A 26395-nucleotide genomic window follows, 5' to 3' on the forward strand; every position below is an offset into this window, starting at 1 on the left:
CCCTGAGTCTCGGGATGGGTTCCACGCTTCGAGATGGGTTGCATCCCATCCGCAAGCGTGGAACCCATCCCGAGGCTGTTGACCGCGGGCGAAGCGCAGTGCGCTAGAGCGGTTCGTCTGTGCGCGGGTCGTCCGAGTTCCGCCAGGGACGGTCGCGCCACCTGAACGCACCCGCCCTGTGCAGGATCCAGGCAGCGAGCAGCGCTCCGATGGCTCCGGATGCGCCACCGACGAGCAGGGCGGCTCGCGGCCCGAACAGCTCGACGATCCAGCCCATGACCGGGGCGCCGATGGGCGTGCCCCCGAGGAAGATCGCCATGTAGAGCGAGAGGACCCGCCCTCGCATGGACGGCTCGACGCTTCCCTGGACAAGCGCGTTCGCCGTGGTGATCGCGCTGAGGGAGGTGAAGCCGATCGGGATGAGGGCCACCGCGAAGATCCAGAACGTGGGCGCAAGCGCGGCCGCCAGGCAGCTGAGCGCGAAGAAGGCGCTCGAAGTCAGGAGCACACGGAACCTCGCCCGCTCACGTTTGGCTGCAAGCAGCGCACCCCCGAGGGAGCCGATCGCGAGGATGGACGACAGCAGCCCAAAGCTGTCAGCGCCGCCCTGGAACTCCATGGTCGTCATGGTCGCGGTGTAGATGGGGAAGTTCAGGCCGAAGGTGCCGAGGAGGAACACGAGCACGAGGACCGCGACGATGTCAGGCCGCTTCGCGACGTAGCGGATGCCCTCGCGGATCTGCCCGCGGCCTCGCTTCGACGGGGGAGAGGGCAGCAGCTCAGAAGAGCGCATCGCCAGGAGCGCCGCGATCGTCGCGAGGTAGGTGAGCGCGTTGACGAGGATCACGGGCCCCGCGCCGATCAGGACCGTGAGGACACCCGCGACGGCTGGGCCGAGCATCCTGGCCCCGTTGAATGATGCGGAGTTGAGCGCTACGGCGTTCGAGAGCAGTTTGAGGCCCACGACCTCGGAGACGAAGGCCTGGCGCGCCGGAGCGTCGAGGGAGGCGGCGCAGCCGAGGAGCAGCGCGAAGACGTAGACGTGCCAGAGCTCCGCGATGCCCGCCGTCACGATCGCGCCGAGCGCGAGGGCAAGCACGGCCATGACTGCCTGCGTCCAGATGAGCACCTTGCGTTTCGAGAGCCGGTCGGCGATCACCCCGGCGTAGGGGGCGAGCAGGAGTTGCGGGCCGAACTGGAGGGCCATGACGACGCCGAGAGCGGTTGCGTCGTTGTCCGTGAGCTCGGTGAGCACGATCCAGGCCTGCGCGGTGCGCTGCATCCACGTGCCCACATTGGAGGTCAGCGACCCCGCGAACCAGATGCGGTAGTTCCGTTCACCGAGCGAGCGGAACATCGAACTCACGGCATCTGCTCCCTGGGGGTCGTGGGGTTCTCGGGGGTGCACAATGTAATAGTTGTGGCCACAAGTATTTATGTGAAGGTCACAAAATGATCTCACGTACAATGACGCCGGTCGTCGAACCCGAGGAGAGCCGCATGGCAGACAAGAACCGCGAACACATTCAGAAGCTTCGCGAGGAGGCCAACGCCATCCGCAAGCAGGAAGAAGCGCGCGCCAAGCGTGGGCGTGTACTGACACAGGTCGGCATCATCGTCGGCGCCGTCGTCGTGCTCGGCGCGATCGTGCTGCTCGCGGTGTTCGGTTCGACCTGGTTCGGCAAGAAGATCGAGATCACGGCAGACGGCACGGTCGCGGTCGGCCGGCTCGACGGCTCCACGGTCGAACAGCCCATCGAGGTCGTCGACAACTCCGCGATCGTCGTCGGGGCAGCGGATGCCCCGGTCAAGATCGACTACTACTTCGACTACTCGTGCCCCCACTGCGTGGACTACCACGAGCAGACCGGGGCCGTCTACAACGACCTCGTGGCATCCGGTGGCGCGCAGGTGACCTACCACGCCATCAACATCGTCGCGCCCTACGGCGCTGAGGCCGCCGCGGCTATCGCCGCCACGGTCGCCAACGAGCCCGGCGCGTTCTTCGAGGTGCACGACGGCCTCTTCGGCATCCCCGCCGAGACGCAGACCGGCTGGGGTCCAGCAGACTACGCCTCCGCGCTCGGTCAGCTCGGCGTCACCAACCAGCAGGCGCTCGCGGACACCACCAACGGCGAGTTCTCGAGCTGGGCAGCCTCGAACACCACGGCTGCGCGCGCCGCCGGTGTGAACGGAACGCCCACGATCTTCATCGATGGCGAGATCCAGCAGACGCCGCCGGACGCCGCGACGCTCATGGGGCTCGTCGGCACCGCCAACACCGGCGAGTAGCGGAGTCGAGTCGTGACGAGCTCCCCAGAACTGGCTGAGCCTCTCGAGGACGAGCGGGGCGGCGCATCCAAGCTGCCCTGGCTCGTCCGCACGCCCAAGAACGTGGCGTGGGCGCTTGTCGTCTTCGGCGGTGTCGGGCTGCTCGCGAGCTTCTTCCTGACGGTCGAGTACATCCACAAGCTGCAGGCGCCAACCGAGGCCCTCGTCTGCGACCTGAGCCTGTTCGTGACCTGCGGGCCAGCCATGCAGTCGTCAGCCGGTGCGATCCTCGGGTTCCCGAACATCATCATCGGGCTCGTGGCGTTCGCGGTGACGGTTGCCATCGGCGCGGGCATCTTCGCCGGCGCGAGCTACCGTCGCTGGTTCTGGGTGGCGTTCCAGGTCGGCCTCGTCGGTGCCGCGGCACTCGTCAGCTACCTGCAGTGGTACAGCGCCTTCGAGCTGGCCCGTCTCTGCCTCTGGTGCATGATCATCTGGGCTGCGACGATTCCGCTTGTCTCGACAGGAACGATCTTCAACATGGTTCACGGGCACCTCGGTGCCGGCGCGAGGCGCGTGGGGGAGAAGCTTGCCCCGTTCCTCGTGACGATCATCATCGTCTGGTACCTGGCTGTCATCGCCGTGGTCTTCGCGGGTCTCCTGCCGTACTTCGCGGTGTAGCCACCTGCTGCGTCCAAGCGCAGCGCACAGAGTGCACGCAAGAACCCCGGTCCGAAACTCGGACCGGGGTTCTCTGCTGTGCGGCTCAAGAGCGCCTGAGGCTCAGGAGCGCGCGAGGCGGACGGCTCAGGCGATCTTTCGCTCGTCGGCGACGGAGGCACGTGCGGCGATGTCTGCCGGGCGCGGGGTCACTGTCTCGACGATGTCTTCGAGCGACTCCTCTGGCTTGAGAAACGTCTCGATTGCCTTCTGTCGTTCCTCCTCGCTGACGGGAGCGAGGCGTGCGGGGGCTTCCTGGCCCGATTCCAGGGCTGCGACGGTTCCGAGCGTGTTCTGGATGCGGCGGACGAGGTCGGCGACCATGATCTCCGAGAACATGGCGTCGTCGCCAGGCTCGCGATCGGGGCGCCATTCAAGGCGGTAGCGGCCCTCTGCCCCGAACATGTCGTCCAGGAGGAGCGTGAGTTCTTCGCGCGCCTCGTCGCTCATGATGGCGCTCGGCTCGAGGAGGCGTGGTGGTTCCAGCTCGCTGCCCGGGCGTTCAAGGCCGGAGAAGTTGGGGTGGCCACCTAGCGGCATCGCCGGGCGTGCTGACGGTGCTGAGGCGGCGGGGATCGGCGCCGGGATGGCGCCCATATGCTGCTGCGAGGGTGCAGGAAGCGTAGCCGCTCCGTGCGGGGCGGGCTGTGTCGACTCTGTCGTCGACGTGACTTCACCCTCGGGGTGTCGCCGCTTGCGGAACCAACCGAACACGGAGTCCCCTTTCTGCACAGGATTTGAGGCTCTTGTACCGGGATAGGTCTTCTGGCCCGGAATGAGACAGCACTAGTCTCACGGCGTTCGTGCGGCGCGTCGCTAGACACGCCGCACGGCGCGCGGATTGTTAGTCGAGCTCTAGCTTCTTCTGGTTCGCGTCGTCCATGACTGCACTGATGGCCAGCGCCGTCGAGATGCCCCAGGCGAGCCAGACGAGCACGGCCCGCCAGCGCTTCGTTTCCATCGACGTCTGCCGGACGACGCCGACGATGCCGAAGACCGAGGACAGGATCGCGCCGTTGGTGAGGAATTTGCGCATGGCTTCCGCTCCCTGCTTGTGTCGGGCCGCGTCGTTGTGATGGCGCCGACGTGTTGATTGACCCCGTCAGGTTAGCGGTGTCGTCTGGCTGAATCGTGAAGTGCGGTGTGAATCGCACGACGATGACGCGGGGGCATGCCCGGAGATGGCCCGGTACGATTCGCCATGTTTAAGTCAATATGACGCGTTCTTTATGTCCGGAACTAGTCAGATTGGTGCGGGCCAAGTTATCTTCAGATCATCATTCCGCACCCCCAGTGCGGGCGATCCTCTGTGTCCGGGCACCCCAGTGCGGACACTTCCCCTCACTGAAGGCTCTTTGATGAATGCTCACTCCCCAGTGGGACACTTCTCTGTCTCAATCCCCGACCGTCCGGTCGGCTTCACACGCAGGCGCATGCTTGCAGGCGCGGCCTGGGCTACGCCCGTGATCCTGACTGCGACGGCGGCCCCACTTGCTGCCGCATCCACCTGCCAGTCGGCCTCAGGCCTGTACAACACGCGCGCCGGTGCACGTCTTCTGCACGGCTCTCTCGCGGGCATTTCGCTCAACGCCGTGACCGGACTCGCGGGCGCACCGGCGAACAACGCAGCCGGGTCTCCGCCCTTGGTCACGATGGCCGGGCCCGCCACGCTCGCACCACTTGCCGGGCCTGCCGCGGTGCTCAGCGGTGTGCTCACATTGGCGGACACCGCTTCTGGTGTTGCGAACCAGTACGCGGAGGCCAACCAGAACGGTGCATCCTTGGTGCCGTCGGCGCGGTCTCCGACGACGGCAGCATCACGCTGGACCCGAACCCCTACGAGTCGCCGGACCTCGCGCGCATCGAGCTCAAGGGAATCCTCGAGAACCTCGCAGGTTCGCCCGTCGCCGACCTTGTCAGCTCGGTGTCTGGCGCCGCGCTTGTTGTCGGCGCCGTCGGGGCGCTGAGCGAGATCCAGGACCCCTGCTCGGAACCCGCGGCAACGCGGGTGTCGATGCTGAGCCACCTCGGGCTCGAGCTCACGAGCCCCGCGGCCGGCGCGCTCATCACTGCCCTGACAAACGCCCTGCCAACCCTCACGGTCGACACCTCGAGCATCCTCGGACCGCTCACGTCGATTCCGCTGCTCGGCAGTGTCATCAACGCGGCCAACATCAACGTCGCCGCCTCCGTAGCTGCGGCTGACCTGCTGCAGCCCATCCCCGGTGACGGCTCGTCCACGCTCACCTTGGATGCCGCGGGCGGCGTCGCCTACATCGACCTCGCGACACTCTTCGCCGGGCCGTACCCGGCAGGCACCCCGGGGTGGCTCAATAACCTTCCGCCGAACACCTCCCTGTTCGCCTCGGCCTTCCCGGCGACGACAGTGACCATCATCCTTGACCAGTGGGTTACAGCGTTGCTCGCTCGACTCGGGTCGATCGCAACCATCACGGTCACAACGGGCTCGCTGACGCTGACCGGCACGCTGGCGCAGTTCGCGAACGGCACTGCGACGTTCACGACCGGAAGTGTCCTCACCAATGCGCTGCTCGGTGGCCTCATGAGCGGTGTCATGTCGGCGGTTGCGGCGAGCGTCGAGGCCGCGCTGCACGCGCTCCTCGACCCGGCGGGCCCCCTGTCTGCGGAGCTCACTGCCATCACGAACCTCCTGGCGGCGACGCTGCCGCTGTTGAGCGATGTCCTCGCGCTCACGGTCAACGCGCAGAAGCACCTCCCGGGCGCGCTGCCTTCGGCGTCGACCGTGGCAGGGCAATTCGAAGTGACGGCGCTGCACGTCGGCGTGATCGGTGCTGCCTCGGTGCTCGACCTGTCCGTTGGCCACGCCATCGCCGGGCCGAACACTCCTGGCGTCTAGCTCTCCGGGTCACCAGGTCGGTCAGGATGCGCGAATCGCGCGCATCCTGACCGATCGGTTGAAGTCTGACCGTTCGGTCAATAGACTCTCCGGGTGAGCGAGCAGCAACCCCAGCCAGATGATCCCAGGGGCGAATCCCAGCAGGCCGAGCGGACCCGATCGGCGCACCGCCAACACCCGACCGATCTCCTGAAGCAGGCGGCGCTCGTCGAGTTCGCTGCGCACGGCTACGAGGGGGCCTCCCTGCAGGAGATCGCGAGCAAGGCTGGCTACACGAAAGCCAACCTGCTCTACCACTTCGGCTCGAAGCAGGGCCTTTTCGAACAGGCCGTGCTCGAGGCCCTCGGCGCGTTCGAGGAGCTCGTCGACTCGCTGCAGCACCTGGACATCGGCGCCGAGGACAAACGACTCGTCGGCCCGTTCGTCGACTTCCTCCTCCAGCACCGCCTCGCCGTGCACATGTTCGTGAACCACCGCAGCACCGGAGCTGGCGAGTTCATCGCGACAAGGGTCGACCCCATCATCGAGCGGCTCGTTGCGGCGCTGTCCGACGACGACCCCGACCGTGCGCTTCGCATCGCCATCGGGCTTGCTGGTGTCACGTACTGCCTCGCCAACGAGAACATCCCTGGCGAAGCCCGCACGCAGGAGCCGACACGCGAGGAGCTCGTCGCCGCGCTCACCTTCATCTCGGCCACGCGCCGGTAGCCGACAGGCAGGCAACAGACTCATGGCCCTTCTTCTCTTCCGAATCGCTCGTGGCTCGTACCGTCACCCGTGGCGTGTGCTCTCCGCTTGGATCCTCCTGCTCGCCGTGGCGCTCGGCGTCGGCGTGGCCGCAGGCGGTGCGCTCAAGGAGTCGTTCGCGATCCCAGGCACTCAGTCGCAGGCGGCGCTCGACCGCCTCGGCGAGGTGTTCCCCGAGGCTGCAGGTGCAAGCGCCAGCATCGTCGTCGTGACCCCGGCGGGCGACTCCGTCGAGGCCGAGCCGTACCGGGGGGCGATCGAGGAGGCCGCCGATCAGCTCGGCGAGCTCGACGGCGTCAGCCAAGCGCTCTCGCCCTTCTCGGAGTACGCAACCGACGCGGTCTCCGACGACGCCCAGGCAGGCATCATCCGCGTGCAGTTCGACGGCACGAGCGAGGACATCGGCGAGGAGCTCATCGCCGAGGTGACCGAGATCGGCACGTCGCTCGAGGGCTCTGGCCTGCAGGTCGGCTTCGACGGGCAGATCTTCCAGGACCTCGAGTACGGGCTCACGCCGACCGAGATCGTCGGCGTCGTCTTCGCCGCCATCGTGCTGCTCGTGGCCTTCGGATCTGTGCTCGCCGCCGGGCTCCCTCTCGCCTCCGCCATTGTCGGGGTCGGGGTGACGATGGGCGGCATCCTCTTCGCCGCGAAGTTCGTGGTCGTCTCGAGCGCGACTCCGCTGCTCGCGGTCATGATCGGCCTCGCCGTCGGCATCGACTACGCGCTCTTCGTCGTGTCGCGCCACCGCACGCAGCTTGCAAACGGGATGGACCCGGAGGAGTCGACCGCGACCGCCGTCGGCACGGCGGGCAACGCTGTCGTCTTCGCCGGCGTGACCGTCATGATCGCCCTGCTGGGCCTCATGATCGTCGGCATCCCGTTCCTCAACGTCATGGGCGTGGCCGCAGCCGGCGCGGTGTTCGCGGCCATGGCCGCCGTGATCACGCTTGTGCCAGCGCTGCTGGGCTTCACGGGTGAGCGGATGCGCCCCAAGGCCGGGTCTCGTGCGTTCCGTCGCGAGACGGGTGCCAATGCGAAACCAACGATGGGCAGGCGCTGGGTGCGGCTTGTCATGAAGGCGCCGCTGGCCTTCGCGCTCGCCGTCGTGGCCATCCTCGGCACGCTTGCGATCCCCGCCCTCGACCTCAAGCTCGCCCTGCCTTCCGGTGCCTCCGAGCCGGAGGACAGCGTGGCGCACGTCGGCTACGACCTCGTCTCGGAGCACTTCGGGCCAGGCGCCAACGGGCCGCTCATCGTGATGGTCGACATCACGCAGGGAGACAACGAGACCCTGCTCGACGACCTGCAGCTCATCGCCGACCGCGTCGCAGAGGTCGACGGCGTCGAGACCGTCGGCGACCCGCTGCCGAACCTGACCGTCGACTCCGCGATCCTCCAGGTGGTGCCGTCGACCGGACCCGACGACGACGAGACGCTTCGGGTTGTCGGCGAGATCCGCGACCTCGGCGACGACCTCGAGGCCGAGACCGGCATGACAACTTCGGTGACGGGTGCGACGGCCATCGCCCTCGACATCTCCGACCGGCTCAACCAGGCGCTCCTGCCATTCGCCGCGGTCGTCGTCGGGCTCAGCTTCTTCCTGCTCATGATGGTCTTCCGGTCGATCCTCGTTCCGCTCAAGGCGGCGCTGAGCTTCCTGCTGAGCGTGTTCGCGGCCTTCGGCGTTGTCGTCGCGATCTTCCAGTGGGGGTGGTTCGCCGACGCCTTGCACGTCGTGCCCGGCCCCATCATCAGCTTTATGCCCATCCTGCTCATGGCCATCATCTTCGGCTTGGCAATGGACTACGAGGTCTTCCTCGTCTCCGGCATGCGCGAGGCCTACGTGCGCAGCGGGAACGCCAAGGAGGCCGTCGAGACGGGCTTCGCGAACGGCGCGCGGGTTGTCACCGCGGCCGCGCTCATCATGTTCTTCGTCTTCGCCGCGTTTGTGCCGGAGGGCGCTGGCGTCATCAAGGCGATCGCGCTCGGGCTCGCCGCCGGCATCTTCTTCGACGCGTTCCTCGTGCGCATGACGCTGGTGCCCGCCGTCATGGCGATGCTCGGGAATCGCGCCTGGGCGCTGCCTGCCTGGCTCGAGCGCATCCTCCCCGACCTCGATGTCGAGGGGGAGCACCTCCGCCACTACCGCCAGAACGCCGAGTGGATGCGCGACCAGCCCAACGGCATCGCCATAGACGGCCTCGTCGCGGGTGCCGAATCGACGACAACGCGACCGGTTACCGGCGGAATCGAACGCGGCGGGGTGCTGCTCGTCGAAGGGCAGCTCGCCGAGCGTCGGCTGCTCGCGGCGACCCTCGCCGGCCGCATCGCCCCCGTGAGCGGGCACGCCCACGCGCACGGGCACCTCACGCCCGGCGACGAGAGCGCGCTTATGCGTCGCGTCGCCGTCGTGGACGCCTCGACCCTCGACTCCAGGTCTGCGGAGCTCACGGTGGGGGCGCTCCTCGAGGAGCGCCTGCGGCTCGGCCGCGGTGCCGCGGGCGGATCGGTGCCGCCTGCGCTCATCGAGCAGGGGATCGCCGAGATCTCGGCCGCCGCTGCCCGGCTGCGCGACGGCTCGCCGCGCGTGCAGGCAGACACGAGCCTCGGCGAGCTCCGGCCCGCCTCCCGTGGCGTCGCGCTGGCACGCATCGCACTCGCGGAGGGGCCAGAAGTTCTGATCCTCGACCTCGGCCCCGGAGCCGAACCAGAAGTGACGACCCGCCTCGCCGCGTCCCTCCTCAGGGAGGCGAGCGCGCTCGCCGCGCCTGAGACGACCATCGTCCTCGGGCTTCCAAGCGGGCTCGACCCCGCCGCCATCGTGGGCGAGGTGCGCCGGCCCGCAGGCCGCATCCGCCTCGATGCCCCACCCGCTGCGTCCGCAGGCGCACCGCAACCCACGCACGAAGCAACCAGCGCGCACAAGGGAGCACTCGCATGAGCGCCGCCGTCCTCCACGCCGTCACGGCCGACCGCGGGGCGCTGCGCCGCCGGCGCCTACGCAACCTGCTCGTCGCGATCCTCGTGCCGCTCATCGTCGCCGGCGCCTACTTCGCCGGCCTCGCCGGCGCGGAGGCCCGCACCTCGGCGATCCCGGCCATGATCGTGAACAACGACGAGATGCAGACCCAGACCGCGCCAGACGGCAACGAGACGACCGTCATCGCGGGCAGACTCGTCGTCAGCGCGCTCACCGACCCAGACACCGCGACGGGCTTCGACTGGCAGCTCGCCAACGCGGAAACCGCCAAGGCCGCGCTGGAAGACGGCTCCGCGTACGTCGTCGTCACCATCCCGGAGGACTTCTCCGCACGCATCACCGGCATCGCCGACGAGGGAGCGACACCGGCCACGATCGACGTGACCACCGACCAGTCCCACGACTACCTCTCGCCCGCCATCGCCAACGGGCTCTCGGATGCGCTCACCGCCCAGTTCGGCACGCAGGTCACCGAGATGGTCGCCGTCCAGCTCTTCGACGGCATCGGGCAGACCGCGACCTCCCTGCGCGACGCAGCAGACGGGGCATCCCAGCTCGCCGACGGCGGCACGCAGCTCGGCTCCGGCCTCGCGCAGTTCGCCGACGGCCAGAGCGAGCTCTCGGCGGGACTCGTGCAGAGCGCGGACGGCGCCAGCGAGCTCTCGACCGGCGTGACGACCTACGTCTCCGGCGTTGGACAGCTCTCGAGCGGCATCACCCAGTACACGGGAGGCGTCGGTCAGCTCTCGGCTGGCATCACGCAGTACACAAGCGGTGCCGACCAGCTTGCAGCCGGCGTCGGTCAGCTGGCCCAGCAGACGCCTGGTCTCCGAACCGGCGGCCAGGAACTCGCTGACGCGGGCACCCAGCTCGAGGGATACTCGACCGCCGTCACGCAGGGCACCGCGACCTACCAAGAGCAGATCAGGCCCGCGCTTGTCGCGCTCAACAACTCCACCGATGGTCTTGTCGCCTGGTGCGCGGCGCTCGCCGACCCGACCCTCAAGACCGAGTGCGAGACGCAGCTCGAGGGCATCGCCGGCACGACAGGTGGCGTCGACGGCCTCGTCGCGACCCTCGACGGCGCGACGGGTGAGCTCACCGCTGTCACCGACGGGGCAACCGACTTGAAGGCGATCGGCGCAGGCCTCGTCACGCTCGCCGATGGCATCGACCAGCTCAACACCGGCGCCACGCAGCTCTCGGCGGGTTCGAGCAGCCTCACGACGGGTGCCTCCGACCTCGCGACGGCGGGGGACGAGCTCGAAAGCGGCGCATCCCAGCTCGTCACGGGAGGCACCCAACTCGAGACGGGAGCAGGCGCGCTCGCCACGGGCCTCGGGCAGCTCCGCGACGGGCAGCAGCTCCTCGTCGACGGCGTCGCCCCGATTCAAGAGGGCGTTGGCGAGCTGACCTCAGGCGCGAGCCAGCTCTCGACCGGGCTCAGCGACGGGGCGGCGCAGGCCGAGAACGCCGTCGGCGACCCCGACGCGCTCGCCGAGGTCGTCGCGAATCCCGTCCAGGCGAACCAGGCCATGCAGCACGAGGTGAGCTTCGGCGAGATCCTCACCGCGCTCATCCTGCCGCTCGCGCTCTGGCTCGCGGCACTCGCGACGACGCTCATGCGCCGCCTCGTGCCAACCGAGGCGTACGCCTCGATGGCCTCGAACGTGCGCATCCTGCTCGACGCCACGAGGCGGATGCTCCTGCCGCTCGCCGTCGTACTCTTCGCCGTCATGGTCATCGCCCACGGCTTCGTGGGCGTGCCCGTCACCGCGGCCTTCGCGACGCTCGGCCTCGGCGCCCTCTGCGCGATCGCCCTCATCGGCGTGCACCTGCTGTTCACGACGCTCTGGGGAAGGCGCGCCGCGGCCGTCGCCTCCGTCGGCCTCCTCAGCATCCAGGTGCTGGCCATGCGCGGACTCATTCCGCTGGAGCTGAAGTCTCCGTTCGTCGAGACGATCTCGGGACTGCTCCCTGGGACGCACCTCGCCGCGGGGCTGCAACTCGCCTACTCCGGTGGCAGTGCATCCGGGGTCGTCCTGGCGGCCGTCGGCATGCTGGTTATCGCAGCGCTCGCGTTCGGAGCCGCGAGCATCGTCATCGGCCGCAGGCGCCGCTCGAGGCCTCGCTTGTCGCCGGCCTCGCGGCTGGCCGCCGCGAGCTCGTCGCCGCGTAGGCGCTCGGCGGCCGGCTGGCCACTCGTCTCGGGGGTGGCCACGCGTCTCGGTGCGGTCGCACCTCTCGGCGCAGCGCATGTCGCGGTGTGGTCGCACCTCTTGGCGCAGCGCTGTCGCATCCGACAGCCAGAGTCTCGGGATGGGTTGCGCGCTTCGGGATGGGTTGCAACCCATCCCGAGATGAGAAACCCATCCCGAGACGAGAGTGGGAGACGAGAGCGGGCAGTGGACGCTAGACGGCGTCGGGGACTGCGCGGTCCCGAGACGAGAGTGGTCGTCGAGAACGGTCGCTAGACGGCGTCGGGGACCGAGCGGCCGAGCTGCAGGTGATCATGAGCGAACGCGACCGTCTCGCGCAGCATGCGCAGGCGGTCAGGCTCGTTCTTGGCCTTGCGCGTGTTCACCTCGGCGACGACGTGCCCGGACCACCCGATGGATGCGAGGTACTGCAGCGTCTCGGCCACGGGCTGGCCGCCCTCGCCAGGCGCGAGGTGCTCGTCGAAGAGCTTGTCGTTCGCCTCGGGTGCCTGGCCGTCGCAGAGGTGGATGTGCCGCAGGCGGTCACCCGCGGCCTTCACCATCTGCAGGGAGTCGCGGCCCGAGAGCGCTGCGTGCGAGAAGTCGAGGGTGACGGCGTCGCAGTCCATCTCGACGGGGTCGATGCCAGGCTTGTAGGCCTGCAACGCACGTCCTGACACCTTCCACGGGAACATGTTCTCGACGGCGATCTCGGTGCCGGTGTCCGCGTTGATCTCGCGGACGATGTCGAGGAAGTTCTCCGCGTATCCCGATTGCCACCGGAACGGCGGGTGGACAACAACGGTGGAGGCGCCGATATCGCGCGCCAGCTCGGCGGAACGCTGCAGCTTCGTTCGCTGGTCGCGGCCCCACACGAACTGCGTGAACAGCAGAACGGGGGCGTGCACGGCGAGCACCGGCAGCTGGTACTTGTCGATGAGGCGCTTCAGCGCATCCACGCTTCTCGACGTCTGATCGGTCGAGATCATGATCTCCATGCCGTCGAAGCCCGCATCGCGAGCTATCTGGAACGACGTCTCGACAGACTTCGGGAACGTGCAGGAAGTGCTCATGCCGACGGTGATCATTTTCCGGAGATTACTCCTCTCGGCTGTCCGAAAGGTGACGAACGCTCCAAGCGAATCAGGCGAGACGGTATTCCAGCTCGGGGCGTCCGGGCGTGCCGTACCTCGGGGTGCGCTCCGCCGCTGACGTGTCGACGAGGTGCTCGAGATAGCGGCGGGCGGTGACACGAGAGAGTGCCAGCTGCTCCGAGAGCTCCTTCGCGGAGATGCCGTTTCCCTCCCCGAGCGACCGAAGCGCAGCGATGACGCTTGCGAGGGTCTCGCTCGTGAGGCCCTTGGGGAGGCTCGCCTGCGGAGTGGCCTGACGGAGCGAAGCGAGCGTCTGGTCGACCTCGTCCTGGCTCGACACGACGTGGTCGAAGAGGCCGGCCCGGTATTCGCGCAGCGCCTCCAGCTTCTCCGCGAAGGTCTGGAACGTGAACGGCTTGAGCAGGTAGTGGGCGATGCCGAGCGAAACCGCCTGCTTGACGGTTGCCGCCTCGCGCACGGCAGTCACGGCGATGATGTCGACGTCGTGCCCCTCAGCCCTGAGCCGCCTGGCGACGTCGATGCCCGTCGCGTCCGGCATGTTGATGTCGAGCAGGACCACGTCGATGCGCTCGGCGTCACCCGAGGCGGCCGCGCGGACGGCGAGGATCGCCGCGGACGCGGTGCCCGCGACACCGACGCCACGGAACCCTGGCAGTCGGTCGACGTACGAGGCGTGAGCCTGCGCCGTGAGCGCCTCGTCGTCCACAACGAGTACGTGCAGGGATGCTGGATGCGCTGCCCGGTCACCGGTCATCTGCCGTCTTCTCCACTTCTGAGACCCCGCTCGGGGTGAGCTCCGAATCGCGCACCGGCAGGCAGACGGTGAACGCTGACCCGTCGACGTCGATGCTTCCGCCCGACCTGCGCACGGCCTGCCGGACGAGCGCCAGCCCGACGCCGCGGCCCTTGCCCGGCTTCCCAGAGACGCCGAAGTCGAAGATCCTCCCGAGGAACTCCGGGTCCGGCCCAGCTCCGCTGTCACTCACCTCGATGAGCACCTCCCCGTCGAGTTCCTCGACGAGCACCCGCACCGCCGGGGCTGGCGTCGCGCGGGCGGCCTCGAGGGCATTGTCGATGAGGTTGCCGACGATCGTGATGAGGTCCCGCGCCGAGGCGCTCGCGGGAACCCGGGCAGGCAGGTGCAGGTCGAAGCGCACATCCATCTCGTCGGCCTGCGACGACTTGCCGAGGAGCAGTGCGACGAGCACCGGGTCCTCGATGGCGCGCACGAGGCGGTCAGCAAGCTCCTGGCTGACATCGAGCGTGGAGCTCGCGAGCCGCATCGCCTCGTCTGGCTGCCCGAGCTCGATGAGCGCGATGATCGTGTGGAGGCGGTTCGCGAACTCGTGAGCCTGCGAGCGGAGTGCCGCCGCGAGGGTCTGCGAGGTCTCGAGCTCGCCGCTCAGCTCCTCGATGCGGGAGTGGTCGCGGAGCGTGACGACCGTGCCCGCGAAGCGCGGCGCATCCTGACCGGGCCCACGGGTCACGACGGCCTCGCAGTTCACGACAAGCACGTGGCGTTCGGTCACGACGATCTCGTCGACGACGGCGTCTCCCCGCAGCATGACGTCGCTCAGGACCTCCGGAACGTTGAGGTCGCGCACCGGCTGCGGGGTGGCCTGCGGGTCGAAAGGCGCCAGGCCGAGGTACTCGGCGGCGACCACGTTGGTGAGCGCGAGCCTGCCCTTCGTGTCGATGAGCACAAGCCCCTCGTCGATCGAACGAAGCACACCCTCGTAGTAGGCGAACATGCGGGACAGGTCCTCCGGGCCGCGGTTATCGGTCACCCGCCGCAGGTATCGGCTCAGCGCCCAGGCGCCCGCGCCGCCGATGAGCAGGGCGCCAAGCGCGGACCACAGGATCAGCGTGATGCGCGAACCGGTCGCGACGTGCGCGTTCGACACGGTGACGCCGGCCGAGACGAGAGCCACGACCTCGCCGTCGTCCCAGATGGGGGCGACGGCGCGCACAGAAGGGCCGAGTGTTCCCGTGTAGGTCTCGGTGAAGGTCGAGCCCCTGAGGGCCGAGTCGATATTGCCCTGGAACAGCCCGCCGATCTCCTCCGGGTTGCGGTGCGTGATGCGCACCCCGCTCGTGTCCATGATCGTGATGAAGTCGATCCCCGTGGAGTCGGAGATGGTGATCGCGTACGGCTGGAGGGTGCTTGTGGGGTCCGCCACCTGCAGCTGCTCGACGACAAACGGATCGTGGGCGATCGTCTCGGCGACGGCCAGGCTGCGCAGCGCGGCGTCGTCCTCCGCCTCTCGGCGTGCGTCCGCCCACACGACGGCCACCCCAATGCCGGTGAGCGCGAGGATGGCGACGAACTGCAGCACGAAGAGTCGAGTCGCGACGCTCCAGCTTGCGAATCGCACAGCGCCTCCTCTGCGTCGATGGGGGACCGCGGCAGACCTCGGTGTTGAGGTGCACGGTGAAAACAGTATGAACGCAAGTCGCGATGGTCACAGCGGTGAGCGGATGCTCAATCCATCGTTCCCGACGCAGCTCGCGTCGGATCTCAAGGGAGAGAAGACAGCAATGGCGCTCACATCTCAGGACACCAAGGCCCCACGCAAGCGTGGCATCGACAAGACCCACTGGCTCTACATCGCCGTCATCATCGCCGTGCTCGCCGGCATCACCGTTGGCCTCGTCCTCCCGGAGTTCGGGAAGGCCCTCAAGCCCGTCGGCGAGGCGTTCGTGGCGCTCATCAAGATGATGATCGCCCCCATCATCTTCTGCACGATCGTGCTCGGCGTCGGCTCCATCGCGAAGGCCGCGACGGTCGGCAAGGTCGGCGGGCTCGCGCTCCTCTACTTCATCACGATGTCCACGTTCGCCCTCGGCATCGGCATGGTCGTCGGCAACTTCATCCACCCGGGTGAGGGCCTCAATATCGCGAGCGCCACGTACGAGGCGGATGCGTCGAAGAGCGAGGGCACGGCCGACTTCCTGCTCGGCATCATCCCGACCTCGCTGTTCTCGTCACTCACTGACGGCAGCATCCTCCAGGTGCTGTTCGTGGCCCTGCTCCTGGGCTTCGGTTTGCAGAAGATGGGCACGAAGGCCGCGCCCATCATCGACGCGATCGCTCAGATCCAGGCGCTCGTCTTCCGCGTGCTCGGCATGATCATGTGGGTCGCTCCGGTCGGTGCCTTCGGAGCTATCGCCGCGGTTGTGGGAGCTACGGGCATCGACGCGGTCATCGCGCTCGGCACGCTCATGGTCGCCTTCTACATCACCTGCGCCCTCTTCATCGTGGTGGTGCTCGGCTCGCTGCTCTGGCTCGTCGCCCGCGTCAACATCTTCAAGCTCATGAAGTTCCTCGGCCGCGAGTACCTGCTCATCGTCTCGACGTCGTCGAGCGAGGTCGCGCTGCCTCGCCTCATCGCGAAGATGGAACACGTCGGCGTATCCAAGTCCGTCGCCGGAATCACGATCCCCACCGGGTACTCGTTCAACCTCGACGGCACGGCCATCTACCTGACGATGGCGTCGCTGTTCATCGCCAGCGCCATGGGCACGCCGCTCTCCATCGGCGAGCAGGTGTCGCTGCTGGTGTTCATGATGATCGCGTCGAAGGGCGCAGCCGGTGTCACCGGCGCCGGACTCGCGACGCTCGCCGGCGGGCTGCAGGCCCACCGCCCCGACCTCGTCGACGGCGTCGGCGTGATCGTCGGCATCGACCGCTTCATGTCTGAGGCTCGTGCGCTCACGAACTTCACCGGCAACGCAGTCGCGACGGTGCTCGTCGGAACGTGGACCAAGGAGATCGACAAGCAGCGCGTCGACCTCGTCCTCAGCGGAGGGGCCCCGTTCGACGAGGCCACCATGAACGAAGACGTGCACGGCGCAACCGACCACTCGCGCGACGCCAAGAGCCAGCAGGTCATCGACCAGGAGCGCGTCACGGCGTAGCTAGCTGGCCGGCTCGCTGGTTAGACCGCAAGACAACAGACCTGTGGAGTGCGCATCCGTTTCGAGAGATTCGGATGCGCACCCCACAGGTCTGTGCCTCGCCGTGCCCCGATGCTCGCCGATCACTGGGGTGCAGAGAGATCGGAATGAGCGGGGTCGGGTGTCGCCCGCTCTGTCAATTTAAGGGCGAGTTGGCTCTCGGACGTGCAACGCCAGTGACGGCACCGCGAGATTCCGGGCCTCTGCGCGTGGCCGATTTCCACTTCGCCCTTAAATTGGCTGGGGCCGGGCGGGAGTTGGGGGCGGGGTCGGGCGGGAGGCCGGGCGAGGGTGGCGCGGGAGGCCGGGTGCGAGCGCACTCGGGTGGCTACAACCAGTCCCTTTTCTTGAAGACGATGTAGAGCACCACGGACGCGCCGATGACGAGGGAGACGGACGCGATGAGCCCCTCGACCTCGTTGTGGCCGGGGAAGTCGACGTTCATGCCGAAGAATCCGGTGATGGCGGTCGGGACGGCGATGATCGCAGCCCACCCGGTGACCTTCTTCATGATCTCGTTCATCTTGTTGCCCTGCAGGGCGATGCTCGTCTCGATGGCCGTCGAGACGTGTTCCGCGAGCGTCTCGGACCAGTCGGCGGCGAGCGCGGCGTGGTCGCCGACGTCGGCAAAGTAGGGGTGCAACTCGGGTGCGACCTTCTCCTCGCCCTGGTGGATGAAGAGGGTGATGACCTCTCTGAGGGGGAGCGTCGCGTGACGCAGCTTCGAGACGCTCCGGCGCAGGGTGAATGCGCGCCGCTGCACCTCACTCGTGTCCGGCCGATCGCTGAACAGTCCGTCGCTGAGCGCCTCGATGACCTCGTCGAGCTGCTCGACGGAGTCGGTGTGGCTGTCGACGACAACGTCGAGGAGCCCCCAGACGAGCCACGGAACTCCGAACTCCGAGAGCTCCTCGTTCTCGTCGAGCCGTTTCGTGACGTCTTCGATGGGGAACGCGGGTTCGTGGACGGTCACGAGGATGCCGGGCAGGATGAACGCGGTCAGCCGAGAGATCGTGACGTCGCCGGTCTCACCGCACGCCGAACTCGACAGCGTCAGCAGCAGGTGCGAGTCGAAGCGTGCGAGGCGGGGACGCTCCAGCCGAGACCGCGCGTCCTCGACCGCAAGCGCGTGCAAATCGAGGAGGCGTGCGAGCTCATTGAGCGCGCCCTCCTCATCGAGTGTCAGGTCGACCCAGGCCGTGCAGCCCTCGGATGCGCGGTGCTCGGCGAGGCTCGACAGCGAGTGCTCGCCGCCAACTCGCTTGCCCTCGCGGTAGAGCCTCTTCGTCTGCATGCGGCTCATCGTACGGTCGGGACCCGCCGCGCCACGCGATGCCAGTCACAGCTCGCTGGCCAGCCGCGCAACACCAGGGAGCGGTTCAGTGGTGAAGTGCAGTCGTCGCGCTCACGGTCGGGCGGCCGTACGCGAGGCGGCGGATCGCCCACTCCGCCGGTCCGGCTTTGCCTGCCCGCTCGAGGAGGACGGCACCGATCACGGTCACCAGCCACGTGCTCGTGCCGACGAGAAGGGCACCGCCCGTGCCGAGCGTCCCGCCGAGACCCAGGGACCACGCCGGCATGATCAGTACGAACACCACCGACTGGGCGAGATAGCCGGACATGGACCGCTTGCCGAGCGCGGTCAACGCGCCGATCGCTGGACCGGGCGCAACACCTGCCCACTGCCTTCGCGACACGATGAGGGCGAACATGGCCGCGTATCCCGCGCCGCCGAGGAGCCCCGACGCGGTGTGGAGCATGCCGGCGCCCAGCCACTCCGGTCCTGGAGTGAACCCGAACGCCAATCCGAAGGCGAAGGGGAGCCCGCCGAGGACGGCGGAGAGCACACCGACGACAGCGATGATGAGAGCGGCCCGCCGGTGCTCCCAAGGCCGCTCGAGGAGCTGGGATCGGGCCATGAGGAGCCCAAGCATCATGGGAGCCATGAGCGAGATCGCCAGGACTGGCGAGAACAGGAGAGAACCGGAGAACTCGCCGAGGCGGTCGAGCTGTGCCTCGCCCAACGTCTCGGCCTGCGCGGACGGCATCATCGGGCCCATCCCGAAGTCGAACCCCGAGGCAAGGAACGCGTCGTTTGCGCCCAGGAAAATCATGAGGGGAGTGGTGACGCCGAACACCGTCCACAGCACCCAATTCGGTGCGCGTACAAGGAGGACCAGGAGGAACCCGGCGAGTGCGTACACGTGCATGATGTCGCCCATGAAGAGCAGGAATCCGTGCGCGATGCCAAAGACCAAGAGCCACAGGTTTCGGCGCAGGAGCAGGGATCGGGCCTGCGGCCACGGTGTTCCGCGCTGCTGCTCCCTGGACAGGAGCTGGTGCATCCCGTACGCAAAGAGGAGCGAGAAGAGCGGGTAGCTGCGGTTATCGATGAAGAGGGCTCCGACGACGTTCGCCACGCGATCGCCCGCGGATCCGTCGATCGGGCGGCCGAGGATTCCGGCCTCGTTCCCGTACAGATACACCGTGAGGTTCGCGATCGCGATGAACAACAGCGCGAACCCGCGAGCTGCATCTGGGGCAAGTGCCCTGGCGGTTCGGGCGGTCGGCTGCGGCTTCGGTGAAATCGTCACAACACACCATCCTGGCTCGGTCCAGAGGTCGATCCGATGCATTCAGACTCTGCACGGCCAACTGCCAGGTAAAATAAACACGTCCACACCGCTGCATGAGCTCCAGGAGGCCGAATGATCGCGTTCCTGGCTATCTTCATCGGCACGAGCATCCTCATCCCGGTGCTCCACAGGTGGCTACGGAACGTGACGTTCCTCGCCGCCGCCGCCATCCCCGCCGCCGCCTTCGTCTGGACCGCGCTGCTCGGTCCCCGCCTTCTGAGCGGCGAAGTACTCACCGAGAGCGTGCCCTGGATTCCGCAGATCGACATCGCGATCGCCATGCGGATGGACGTGCTCGCCTGGATCATGACGCTCATCGTCACCGGCATCGGAGCGCTGGTCCTGCTCTACTGCGGACGCTACTTCAAGCCGGACGAGCCCGACCTCGGTCGCTTCGCCGCCGTGCTGCTCGCCTTCGCGGGTGTCATGTTCGGGCTGGTGCTCGCCGACGACATCTACCTCCTCTTCATCTTCTGGGAGGCGACGAGCGTGCTCTCGTTCCTCCTTATCGGCCACTACTCGTCGAAGCGCGCGAGCCGCGGTGCCGCCATGCAGGCCCTGCTCGTCACGACGCTCGGCGGCCTGGCCATGCTCGTCGGCCTCGTCATGCTGCACGCCTCGACCGGCACGTCGCTGCTGTCCGAGATTATCGCGAACCCGCCCGAGTTCGACGGCTTCACGATCACAGCGGTCATGCTCGTGCTCGCCGGGGCCGTCACCAAGTCGGCCCTCGCCCCGTTCCATTTCTGGCTTCCCGCCGCGATGGCCGCCCCGACCCCCGTCAGCGCGTACCTCCACGCCGCGGCGATGGTCAAGGCCGGCATCTACCTCATCGCCCGCCTCGCCCCCGGCTTCGCCGAGATGCCAGGCTGGCGCGAAGTGCTCATCACGATCGGCGTCGCGACGATGCTCATCGGCGGCTGGCGTTCGCTGCGCCAGCACGACCTCAAGCTGATCCTCGCCTACGGCACCGTCAGCCAGCTCGGCCTGCTCACGGTCGTCGTCGCGTTCGGCACGAGGGATGCGGCGCTCGCGGGCCTCGCAATGGTCATCGCGCACGCCTGCTTCAAGGCGGCCCTGTTCCTCATCGTCGGCATGATCGACCACCGCACGGTAACCCGCGACATCCGGAAGCTCTCCGGCCTCGCGAAGGCCGCCCCCGTCCTGTTCTGGATGACGGCGCTGGCCATCGCGGCTATGGCGGGCGTGCCGCCGATGTTCACCTTCGTCGCGAAGGAGGCCATCCTCACGGCGCTCCTGGACGCTGGCGAGGCTGGCAACGTGTGGGGCTGGATCGCGCTGGTCGGAGTTGTGCTCGGCACGGTCTTCACCGTCGCCTACTCGGCCCGCTTCCTCTGGGGCGCCTTCGCCTCGAAGCCGGACGTCGAGCGCGTGCGCTACGTGCCAGAGCACCTCGACTTCATGTTCTCCCCGCTTGTCCTGGTCATCGCCTCCCTCGGCCTCGGCTTCGCCTCCGGCCTCATCGACCCCGTGCTCGCGATGTACGCCGACACGCTGCCAGAGCTGGAAGGGGTTAAGCCGTACCACCTGGCGCTCTGGCACGGGTTCGAGCCTGCGCTGTTCATCACGATCGGCACCTTCATCCTCGGAGGACTGCTGTTCGTGTGGCGGGCCCCCGTCGCCCGGGCGCAGGCGAAGGTGCCACCGCTCATCGAGTCGTCGCGCGGCTACTGGACCACGATGCGCGTCGTCGACGTCATCGCGGCCCGCACCACGGCGACAACGCAACGTGGCTCGCTGCCCTTCTACCTCGCGTCGATCTTCATCATGTTCGTCGTGGCGTCCGTCTTCACGCTCGTCACTATGGATACGCCCGTCCCCGCGTTCGAGACCGAGATCCGCTGGCAGGAGATCGCGATCATCCTGATCATGATCCTCGCGGCGTTCTTCGTCACGAGCTCGGAGAAGCGCTTCCAGGGCGTCATCCTGGTCGGCGTCACGGGCTACGGCATGGCCGGCCTCTTCGCCCTCTCAGGCGCCCCTGACCTCGCAATCACGCAGGCCCTCATCGAGACCATCACGCTTGTCGTGTTCGTGTTGGTGCTGCGCAGGCTCCCCGCCCGCCACGGCAAGGCACTCAAGAATCCGCCTTCGTGGCTTCGTTGGCTCATCGGCGGCAGCGTCGGGATTGTGCTCGCGGTCGTCGCGTGGATCTCGCTTGCGTCCCGCCAGGCCATCCCCGACTCGGTGTTCTTCCCCGAGTTCGCCTACAAGGGCGGCCACGGCTCGAACATCGTCAACGTCACGCTCGTCGACATCCGCGGCTGGGACACGATGGGCGAGCTCTCCGTGCTCATCGCCGCCGCTACGGGCGTCGCGAGCCTCGTCTACCTCAACAATCGAGGCCGGTCGCGCGTCGACGCGGCCCGCGGCCCTCGCTTCCTGCGTGCATCCCGCCCGGTCACCGAGCCCATCGACCTCGCCGCCGTCAGCGCGGCAGGGCAGAAGCTGGGCAAGGCGGACAAGCTGCAGGGGGAGCACCGCAAGGTCTGGCTCATCGCCGGGAAGTCGCTCGCGCCGAACAACCGCTCGATCATCCTCGAGGTCGTCGTGCGGCTCGTGTTCCACGCGCTGCTCATCGCCTCCCTCTTCCTCCTCTTCACGGGGCACAACACTCCGGGTGGCGGCTTCGCCGGAGGTGCCGTCGCGAGCCTCGCGCTCGCCGCGCGCTACCTGGCTGGCGGCCGTGCGGAGCTCGACGAGGCCGTGAAGGTAGATGCGGGTCGACTGCTCGGCATCGGGTTCCTGCTCGCGACCCTCACGGCGCTTGTGCCGATCTTCTTCGGCCAGGCACCGTTCACGTCCTCCTGGATCGACCAGGACATTCCAGGCATCGGCCAGTTCGTCTTCGTCACGTCGACCGTGTTCGACATCGGCGTCTACCTCATCGTCATCGCGCTGGTCATCGACATCCTGCGCTCGCTGGGTTCGGAGATCGACCTGCAGATCGAACAGGACGCATCCCCTGACTCTGACACGTCAGCGGCAGAGCACGACGGCCTGCAGGGCGAGAACGCAGAGGGAGGCGAGACGGGCTTCAACACCGGCGCTCTCGCTCGTGTCAACGAAGAGGTCGAAACCGACCAGAACGACATCGAACCAGTCGAATCCGAGGAGGTGACCCGCTCATGACCCTGTCCCTTGTGCTTCTCGTTGGCATGGCAGTGCTCTACGCCTGCGGCGTCTACCTGCTCCTCGAGCGCAGCCTGACGCGCATGCTCCTCGGGATCCTGCTCGTCGGCAACGCCACGAACATCCTCATCTTCTTCATGTCGGGCAGCTTCGGTCTCGCGCCCATCTACGACGCGGATGTGGCACCCGAGGACTACTCGGACCCGATCCCGCAGGCCTTCATCCTCACCGCCATCGTCATCACCTTCGGCGTGACGGCGTTCATGCTCGCCCTCATCTACCGTTCGTGGCGCCTGGCGCAGGCCGACACCGTGAGCGACGATGAAGAGGACATCGCGATGCGAACCGCCGACCTCTCGCAGGATGACGAGGAGTTCGACGAGGACGACTCGGGCGACACCGAGTTCGGGCAGTACGCGGAGGCGGCCGTCTCGACGGCGCGCATCGACATGGGGGAAGGGCCGGACTCGGGGTCTGGCAGGGACAGCTTCGCGGAAGCATCCCTCAAGGCCACCGAGCCGAGCAACCGCCACGAGGAGCTTGAAGAGTTCCGGGCGGGCGAGCAGGACGCCGAGGGCACCCAGCCCGAGGTCGGCCTCGATTCCGGCTCGGATGACGCCGCCAACCGCAGAGACGACAACGCAGGGGAGGGGGATCGATCATGACCTGGCTTGTTCCCCTCATCGTGCTCGTGCCGCTCATCGGAGCGGCCCTCGCGCTGACCGCGGCCCGCGCGGCCCGTCTGCAGATCTTCATCGCGCAGGCGACGCTTGTCCTCGCGCTCGCCGTGAGCGTCGGCCTGCTGGTCGCCGTCACCACGTCTGGCGAGGCGCTTGTCGTGCAGGGCGGCGGCTGGCTCGCGCCGTTCGGCATCTCCCTCGTCGTCGACCAGCTGTCGGCGATGCTCGTCGTTGTCACCAGCATCGTGCTGCTCGCGGTCATGGCCTTCTCAATCGGCCAGGGCGCGGCGGACGGCGACGACGAGACCCCGGTCTCGATCTTCTACCCCACGTACCTCGTGCTGTCGGCGGGCGTCTACAACGCGTTCATCGCGGGCGACCTCTTCAACATGTACGTGGGCTTCGAGATCCTGCTCGTGTCGAGCTTCGTGCTCATCACGCTCGGGGGCACGACGGAGCGCATCAAGGCCGGCGTCACCTACATCGTCGTGAGCCTCGTCTCGTCGTTCATCTTCCTGGGTTCGATCGCGCTCATCTACGGCGCCGTCGGAACCGTGAACTTCGCCGAGATCGCCGTGCGCATGGCGGAGCTGCCGCAGGATGTGCAGCTCATGCTCCACATGCCGCTGCTCATCGCCTTCGCGATCAAGGCGGCGCTCTTCCCGCTGTCGTTCTGGCTGCCGGACTCGTACCCGTCGGCGCCAGCTCCGGTCACGGCCGTGTTCGCGGGCCTGCTGACGAAGGTCGGCGTGTACGCGATCCTGCGCACGGAGACGCTGCTGTTCTGGGACAACGACATCTCCGTGCTGCTCATGGTCATCGCGCTGCTGACGATGATCGTCGGCATCCTCGGTGCCGTCGCCCAGGCAGGCATCCGGCGAATGCTGTCGTTCACGCTCGTCAGCCACATTGGCTACATGATCTTCGGCGTCGCGCTCGGCACCGAGCTCGGCTACGCGGCGACGGTGTTCTACATCGTCCACCACATCATCGTGCAGACGGCGCTGTTCCTCGTGACGGGGCTCATCGAGCGAATAGCCGGCTCGTCGTCCCTCACGCACCTCGGCGGGATGCTCAAGCGGGCCCCGTTCGTGGCCGTGCTGTTCTTCATCCCGATGCTCAACCTCGGCGGTATCCCGCCGTTCTCGGGCTTCATCGGCAAGGTCGGCCTCTTCACGGCGGGCGCGGCCCAGGGGAGCGTGCTCAGCTACGTGCTCATCGGCGCCGGTGCCGTGACGAGCCTCCTCACCCTGTACGCGCTCATCCGCGTCTGGAACCTCGGCTTCTGGCGCACGCAGGAGCAGGTCGTCGACTTCTCCTCGCCCATGACGGAGCGCATCTCGGACACTCCAGAGTCGGCCGTCGTCACCGAGACGAAGTCATCGTCGCGGCTCATGACGATCGCGACCACCACGACGGTCGCCGTGAGCGTCGCCATCACGGTCTTCGCCGGCCCCATCTACGAGTGGTCCGAGACTGCCGCGTTCGACCTGTTCCCTGCTGAGTACATCAGCTCGGTCTCCAACGGGGAGGTGCTCAAGCCATGATGAAGGTCAAGGACACCAGCGCCCGCAAGCCGCGGCGCCACGCGATTCTCGTCCAGCTGCCGCTGCTGCTCGCGCTTGTCGCGTTCTGGCTCGTGCTGTGGGGGCACGTCGACGTCATCAGCGTTGTCACCGGCATCATTTTCTCGGTCATCATCGTCGAGGTCTTCTACCTGCCGGCGGTCGACCTCTCCGGACGCATCAACCTGTGGTGGACGCTCGTCTTCTTCGTGAAGTTCGTCTACCGCCTCGTGAGCGCGTCGCTCATCGTCGCGTGGCTCGCCTTCCGGCCGGCGAAGCCGCCGCTGGGCTCCGTCATCTCGGTGCAGCTGCGCACGCGCAGCGACTTCATCCTCACCCTCACGGCCGAGGTCAACATGCTCATCCCCGGCTCGATGGTCGTCGAAGTCGACCGGATGCACTCGGTGCTGTACCTGCACGTGCTCGACGCGTCCACCGACGAATCCGTCGAGTCCGTCAAGGCACTCGCGCTCGATGTTGAGGAGGGCCTCGCGCTTGCCCTCGGCACCCGCGACGACCTGTGGCGCGTCAACCGCGACCGCGTGCGCCGCGGTCTCGGTCCCATCGGGCAGTCGCCAGCGCAGAAGAAGCACGAGGCGATCCGCGACAAGCAGTTCGCGCACGACATGCCCGTCATCGTCAAGGAGTCGGCCACCGGCCGATCTGCAGCTCAGGAGGGGGACAAGTGATGGTCGTCGACGTGCTCGTCTGGATCTTCGGCACGATGTTCGCCGTCGCCGCGCTCCTCGCGGTGATCCGCATCATCCGCGGCCCCTCCATCATCGACCGCATGGTCGCGTCCGACGCGCTCCTCACGATCCTCATCTGCGTGCTCGTCGCCGACATGATCATCCGCGGTCACACGGACACGCTCCCACTTGTGCTTGCACTCGCGATGACCGCATTCATCGCTTCGATCGCAGTGGCCAGGCACGTCACCAGGCAGGAGGCGAACGCAAGTGAACGCTTCTGACGCGCTTCTCGCATCCGGTGGGCTCCTTGTGGCCAACGGCCCTCTTGACGCCCTCGACATCATCTCTCTCGTCTGCCTCGGGCTCGGCGCGCTGCTCTCGCTCGCAGCCGGGGTTGGCCTCATGCGCTTCTCGGACGTGCTCATGCGGATGCACGCGCAGACCAAGCCGCAGATCGCCGGCCTTATGTTCCTGCTCATCGGCCTCGCCGTGCAGCAGACGCACCTGCCGACGATCCTCTTCCTCATCCCGATCATGTTCTTCCAGATGCTCACGACGCCGGCCGGCGCGACGATGCTCGCGCGAGCCGGCTACCGCAGCAGGCAGTTCGACAATGCTCCGCTCTACGTCGACGAGCTGGCGGCAGCTGTCGAGAGCGCGCAGCGACGCACCGACGACGAACTGACCCGAGCCCACGCGGTTCGGACCGGTCAGCCGGAACGCGAACCGGCACCGGAGCACGAGGGCCTCGGACACGGCGAGAAGTAGCGCGTCGCCGCGGCGCGGGCCGAGGCTCGCCG

21 protein-coding genes are annotated in these 26395 nt (G+C 67.6%); 13 read left to right on the top strand and 8 right to left on the bottom strand.

Annotation, left to right across the window (positions count from 1 at the left end):
* Positions 1 to 103: 103 nt before the first annotated feature.
* Entirely contained in the window at positions 104 to 1357 is a 1254-nt protein-coding gene (locus FHX72_RS07605) for an MFS transporter (protein ID WP_221186859.1), read from the bottom strand.
* A gap of 143 nt (positions 1358 to 1500) precedes the next feature.
* Here FHX72_RS07605 and FHX72_RS07610 point away from each other — a divergent pair, with 143 nt between their 5' ends.
* Both FHX72_RS07610 and FHX72_RS07615 read left to right on the top strand, forming a co-directional pair.
* Positions 1501 to 2292, top strand: coding sequence for a DsbA family protein (locus FHX72_RS07610; protein ID WP_221186844.1), 792 nt, complete (start codon positions 1501 to 1503; stop codon positions 2290 to 2292).
* Positions 2293 to 2304: 12 nt separating this feature from the next.
* Positions 2305 to 2952 (top strand): vitamin K epoxide reductase family protein, encoded by a 648-nt coding sequence (locus FHX72_RS07615; RefSeq protein ID WP_068476984.1) that lies wholly within the window; start codon positions 2305 to 2307, stop codon positions 2950 to 2952.
* Between the two features lie 126 nt (positions 2953 to 3078).
* Here FHX72_RS07615 and FHX72_RS07620 read toward each other — a convergent pair whose 3' ends face one another.
* Together FHX72_RS07620 and FHX72_RS07625 are read right to left on the bottom strand one after the other, a co-directional pair.
* Positions 3079 to 3588, bottom strand: coding sequence for a hypothetical protein (locus tag FHX72_RS07620; protein WP_068476982.1), 510 nt, complete (start codon positions 3586 to 3588; stop codon positions 3079 to 3081).
* 247 nt (positions 3589 to 3835) lie between these two features.
* Positions 3836 to 4027, bottom strand: a complete 192-nt coding sequence (locus FHX72_RS07625) for a hypothetical protein (protein WP_068476980.1) — start codon at positions 4025 to 4027, stop codon at positions 3836 to 3838.
* An 888-nt stretch (positions 4028 to 4915) separates the two neighbouring features.
* Between FHX72_RS07625 and FHX72_RS07630 the strand changes: the two genes are divergently transcribed.
* The 4 genes from FHX72_RS07630 (at position 4916) to FHX72_RS07645 (ending at position 12073) form a co-directional block, all read left to right on the top strand.
* Positions 4916 to 5869 (top strand): hypothetical protein, encoded by a 954-nt coding sequence (locus FHX72_RS07630; RefSeq protein WP_183624185.1) that lies wholly within the window; start codon positions 4916 to 4918, stop codon positions 5867 to 5869.
* A 93-nt stretch (positions 5870 to 5962) separates the two neighbouring features.
* The gene (locus tag FHX72_RS07635; RefSeq protein ID WP_068476975.1) at positions 5963 to 6577 is read left to right on the top strand and encodes a TetR/AcrR family transcriptional regulator; all 615 of its coding nucleotides are present in this window, start codon (positions 5963 to 5965) and stop codon (positions 6575 to 6577) included.
* A gap of 22 nt (positions 6578 to 6599) precedes the next feature.
* Positions 6600 to 9560: an MMPL family transporter gene (locus FHX72_RS07640; protein WP_183624187.1), complete on the top strand. Its 2961-nt coding sequence runs from the start codon at positions 6600 to 6602 to the stop codon at positions 9558 to 9560.
* On the top strand, positions 9557 to 12073 hold the full coding sequence (locus FHX72_RS07645; RefSeq protein WP_183624189.1) for a YhgE/Pip domain-containing protein: 2517 nt from the start codon (positions 9557 to 9559) through the stop codon (positions 12071 to 12073). Before FHX72_RS07640 ends, FHX72_RS07645 begins: the two co-directional genes overlap by 4 nt.
* Here FHX72_RS07645 and FHX72_RS07650 read toward each other — a convergent pair.
* The 3 genes from FHX72_RS07650 to FHX72_RS07660 are packed head-to-tail and all read right to left on the bottom strand — an operon-like array spanning position 12070 to position 15287.
* Positions 12070 to 12885 carry a sugar phosphate isomerase/epimerase family protein gene (locus FHX72_RS07650; RefSeq protein WP_183624191.1) on the bottom strand — a complete coding sequence of 272 codons (816 nt, stop codon included), beginning with the start codon at positions 12883 to 12885 and terminating at the stop codon, positions 12070 to 12072. The two genes, FHX72_RS07645 and FHX72_RS07650, sit on opposite strands and share 4 nt — an antisense overlap.
* A gap of 55 nt (positions 12886 to 12940) precedes the next feature.
* The gene (locus FHX72_RS07655; RefSeq protein WP_068494212.1) at positions 12941 to 13666 is read right to left on the bottom strand and encodes a response regulator; all 726 of its coding nucleotides are present in this window, start codon (positions 13664 to 13666) and stop codon (positions 12941 to 12943) included.
* A complete protein-coding gene (locus FHX72_RS07660) occupies positions 13656 to 15287 on the bottom strand; it encodes an ATP-binding protein (RefSeq protein WP_183624193.1) in 1632 nt (543 codons plus the stop codon). The genes FHX72_RS07655 and FHX72_RS07660 overlap by 11 nt, the downstream gene beginning before the upstream one ends.
* Positions 15288 to 15450: 163 nt before the next feature.
* Here FHX72_RS07660 and FHX72_RS07665 point away from each other — a divergent pair, with 163 nt between their 5' ends.
* Positions 15451 to 16830 (top strand): cation:dicarboxylate symporter family transporter, encoded by a 1380-nt coding sequence (locus FHX72_RS07665; RefSeq protein ID WP_183624195.1) that lies wholly within the window; start codon positions 15451 to 15453, stop codon positions 16828 to 16830.
* A 367-nt stretch (positions 16831 to 17197) separates the two neighbouring features.
* Here the strand turns inward: FHX72_RS07665 and FHX72_RS07670 are convergent, their stop codons facing one another.
* Positions 17198 to 18163, bottom strand: a complete 966-nt coding sequence (locus tag FHX72_RS07670) for a magnesium transporter CorA family protein (protein ID WP_183624197.1) — start codon at positions 18161 to 18163, stop codon at positions 17198 to 17200.
* Between the two features lie 85 nt (positions 18164 to 18248).
* Positions 18249 to 19463 (bottom strand): DUF418 domain-containing protein, encoded by a 1215-nt coding sequence (locus FHX72_RS19640; protein ID WP_183624199.1) that lies wholly within the window; start codon positions 19461 to 19463, stop codon positions 18249 to 18251.
* A gap of 114 nt (positions 19464 to 19577) precedes the next feature.
* Here FHX72_RS19640 and FHX72_RS07680 point away from each other — a divergent pair, with 114 nt between their 5' ends.
* The 6 genes from FHX72_RS07680 to mnhG are packed head-to-tail and all read left to right on the top strand — an operon-like array spanning position 19578 to position 26363.
* A complete protein-coding gene (locus tag FHX72_RS07680) occupies positions 19578 to 22658 on the top strand; it encodes a Na+/H+ antiporter subunit A (protein ID WP_183624201.1) in 3081 nt (1026 codons plus the stop codon).
* Positions 22655 to 23323, top strand: coding sequence for a Na(+)/H(+) antiporter subunit C (locus tag FHX72_RS07685; protein ID WP_082775349.1), 669 nt, complete (start codon positions 22655 to 22657; stop codon positions 23321 to 23323). The genes FHX72_RS07680 and FHX72_RS07685 overlap by 4 nt, the downstream gene beginning before the upstream one ends.
* Positions 23320 to 24885: a Na+/H+ antiporter subunit D gene (locus FHX72_RS07690; RefSeq protein WP_183624203.1), complete on the top strand. Its 1566-nt coding sequence runs from the start codon at positions 23320 to 23322 to the stop codon at positions 24883 to 24885. The genes FHX72_RS07685 and FHX72_RS07690 overlap by 4 nt, the downstream gene beginning before the upstream one ends.
* The gene (locus FHX72_RS07695; protein ID WP_235812734.1) at positions 24882 to 25592 is read left to right on the top strand and encodes a Na+/H+ antiporter subunit E; all 711 of its coding nucleotides are present in this window, start codon (positions 24882 to 24884) and stop codon (positions 25590 to 25592) included. Before FHX72_RS07690 ends, FHX72_RS07695 begins: the two co-directional genes overlap by 4 nt.
* Positions 25592 to 25876 (top strand): MrpF/PhaF family protein, encoded by a 285-nt coding sequence (locus FHX72_RS07700; RefSeq protein WP_156475742.1) that lies wholly within the window; start codon positions 25592 to 25594, stop codon positions 25874 to 25876. Before FHX72_RS07695 ends, FHX72_RS07700 begins: the two co-directional genes overlap by 1 nt.
* Positions 25863 to 26363, top strand: coding sequence for a monovalent cation/H(+) antiporter subunit G (mnhG, locus tag FHX72_RS07705; RefSeq protein WP_068480697.1), 501 nt, complete (start codon positions 25863 to 25865; stop codon positions 26361 to 26363). The genes FHX72_RS07700 and mnhG overlap by 14 nt, the downstream gene beginning before the upstream one ends.
* The last annotated feature ends 32 nt before the right edge of the window (positions 26364 to 26395 follow it).

The organism is Pseudoclavibacter helvolus (assembly GCF_014191305.1).
GTDB lineage: Bacteria > Actinomycetota > Actinomycetes > Actinomycetales > Microbacteriaceae > Pseudoclavibacter > Pseudoclavibacter helvolus.

What these genes read in the sequence shown, in the direction of transcription:
- FHX72_RS07605 (WP_221186859.1), bottom strand. Translation starts at nt 1,357, where the DNA reads ATGTTCCGCTCGCTCGGTGAACGGAACTACCGCATCTGGTTCGCGGGG.
- FHX72_RS07610 (WP_221186844.1), top strand. Translation starts at nt 1,501, where the DNA reads ATGGCAGACAAGAACCGCGAACACATTCAGAAGCTTCGCGAGGAGGCC.
- FHX72_RS07620 (WP_068476982.1), bottom strand. Translation starts at nt 3,588, where the DNA reads ATGGGCGCCATCCCGGCGCCGATCCCCGCCGCCTCAGCACCGTCAGCA.
- FHX72_RS07625 (WP_068476980.1), bottom strand. Translation starts at nt 4,027, where the DNA reads ATGCGCAAATTCCTCACCAACGGCGCGATCCTGTCCTCGGTCTTCGGC.
- FHX72_RS07640 (WP_183624187.1), top strand. Translation starts at nt 6,600, where the DNA reads ATGGCCCTTCTTCTCTTCCGAATCGCTCGTGGCTCGTACCGTCACCCG.
- FHX72_RS07645 (WP_183624189.1), top strand. Translation starts at nt 9,557, where the DNA reads ATGAGCGCCGCCGTCCTCCACGCCGTCACGGCCGACCGCGGGGCGCTG.
- FHX72_RS07650 (WP_183624191.1), bottom strand. Translation starts at nt 12,885, where the DNA reads ATGATCACCGTCGGCATGAGCACTTCCTGCACGTTCCCGAAGTCTGTC.
- FHX72_RS07655 (WP_068494212.1), bottom strand. Translation starts at nt 13,666, where the DNA reads ATGACCGGTGACCGGGCAGCGCATCCAGCATCCCTGCACGTACTCGTT.
- FHX72_RS07665 (WP_183624195.1), top strand. Translation starts at nt 15,451, where the DNA reads ATGGCGCTCACATCTCAGGACACCAAGGCCCCACGCAAGCGTGGCATC.
- FHX72_RS07670 (WP_183624197.1), bottom strand. Translation starts at nt 18,163, where the DNA reads ATGCAGACGAAGAGGCTCTACCGCGAGGGCAAGCGAGTTGGCGGCGAG.
- FHX72_RS07680 (WP_183624201.1), top strand. Translation starts at nt 19,578, where the DNA reads ATGATCGCGTTCCTGGCTATCTTCATCGGCACGAGCATCCTCATCCCG.
- FHX72_RS07685 (WP_082775349.1), top strand. Translation starts at nt 22,655, where the DNA reads ATGACCCTGTCCCTTGTGCTTCTCGTTGGCATGGCAGTGCTCTACGCC.
- FHX72_RS07690 (WP_183624203.1), top strand. Translation starts at nt 23,320, where the DNA reads ATGACCTGGCTTGTTCCCCTCATCGTGCTCGTGCCGCTCATCGGAGCG.
- FHX72_RS07695 (WP_235812734.1), top strand. Translation starts at nt 24,882, where the DNA reads ATGATGAAGGTCAAGGACACCAGCGCCCGCAAGCCGCGGCGCCACGCG.
- FHX72_RS07700 (WP_156475742.1), top strand. Translation starts at nt 25,592, where the DNA reads ATGGTCGTCGACGTGCTCGTCTGGATCTTCGGCACGATGTTCGCCGTC.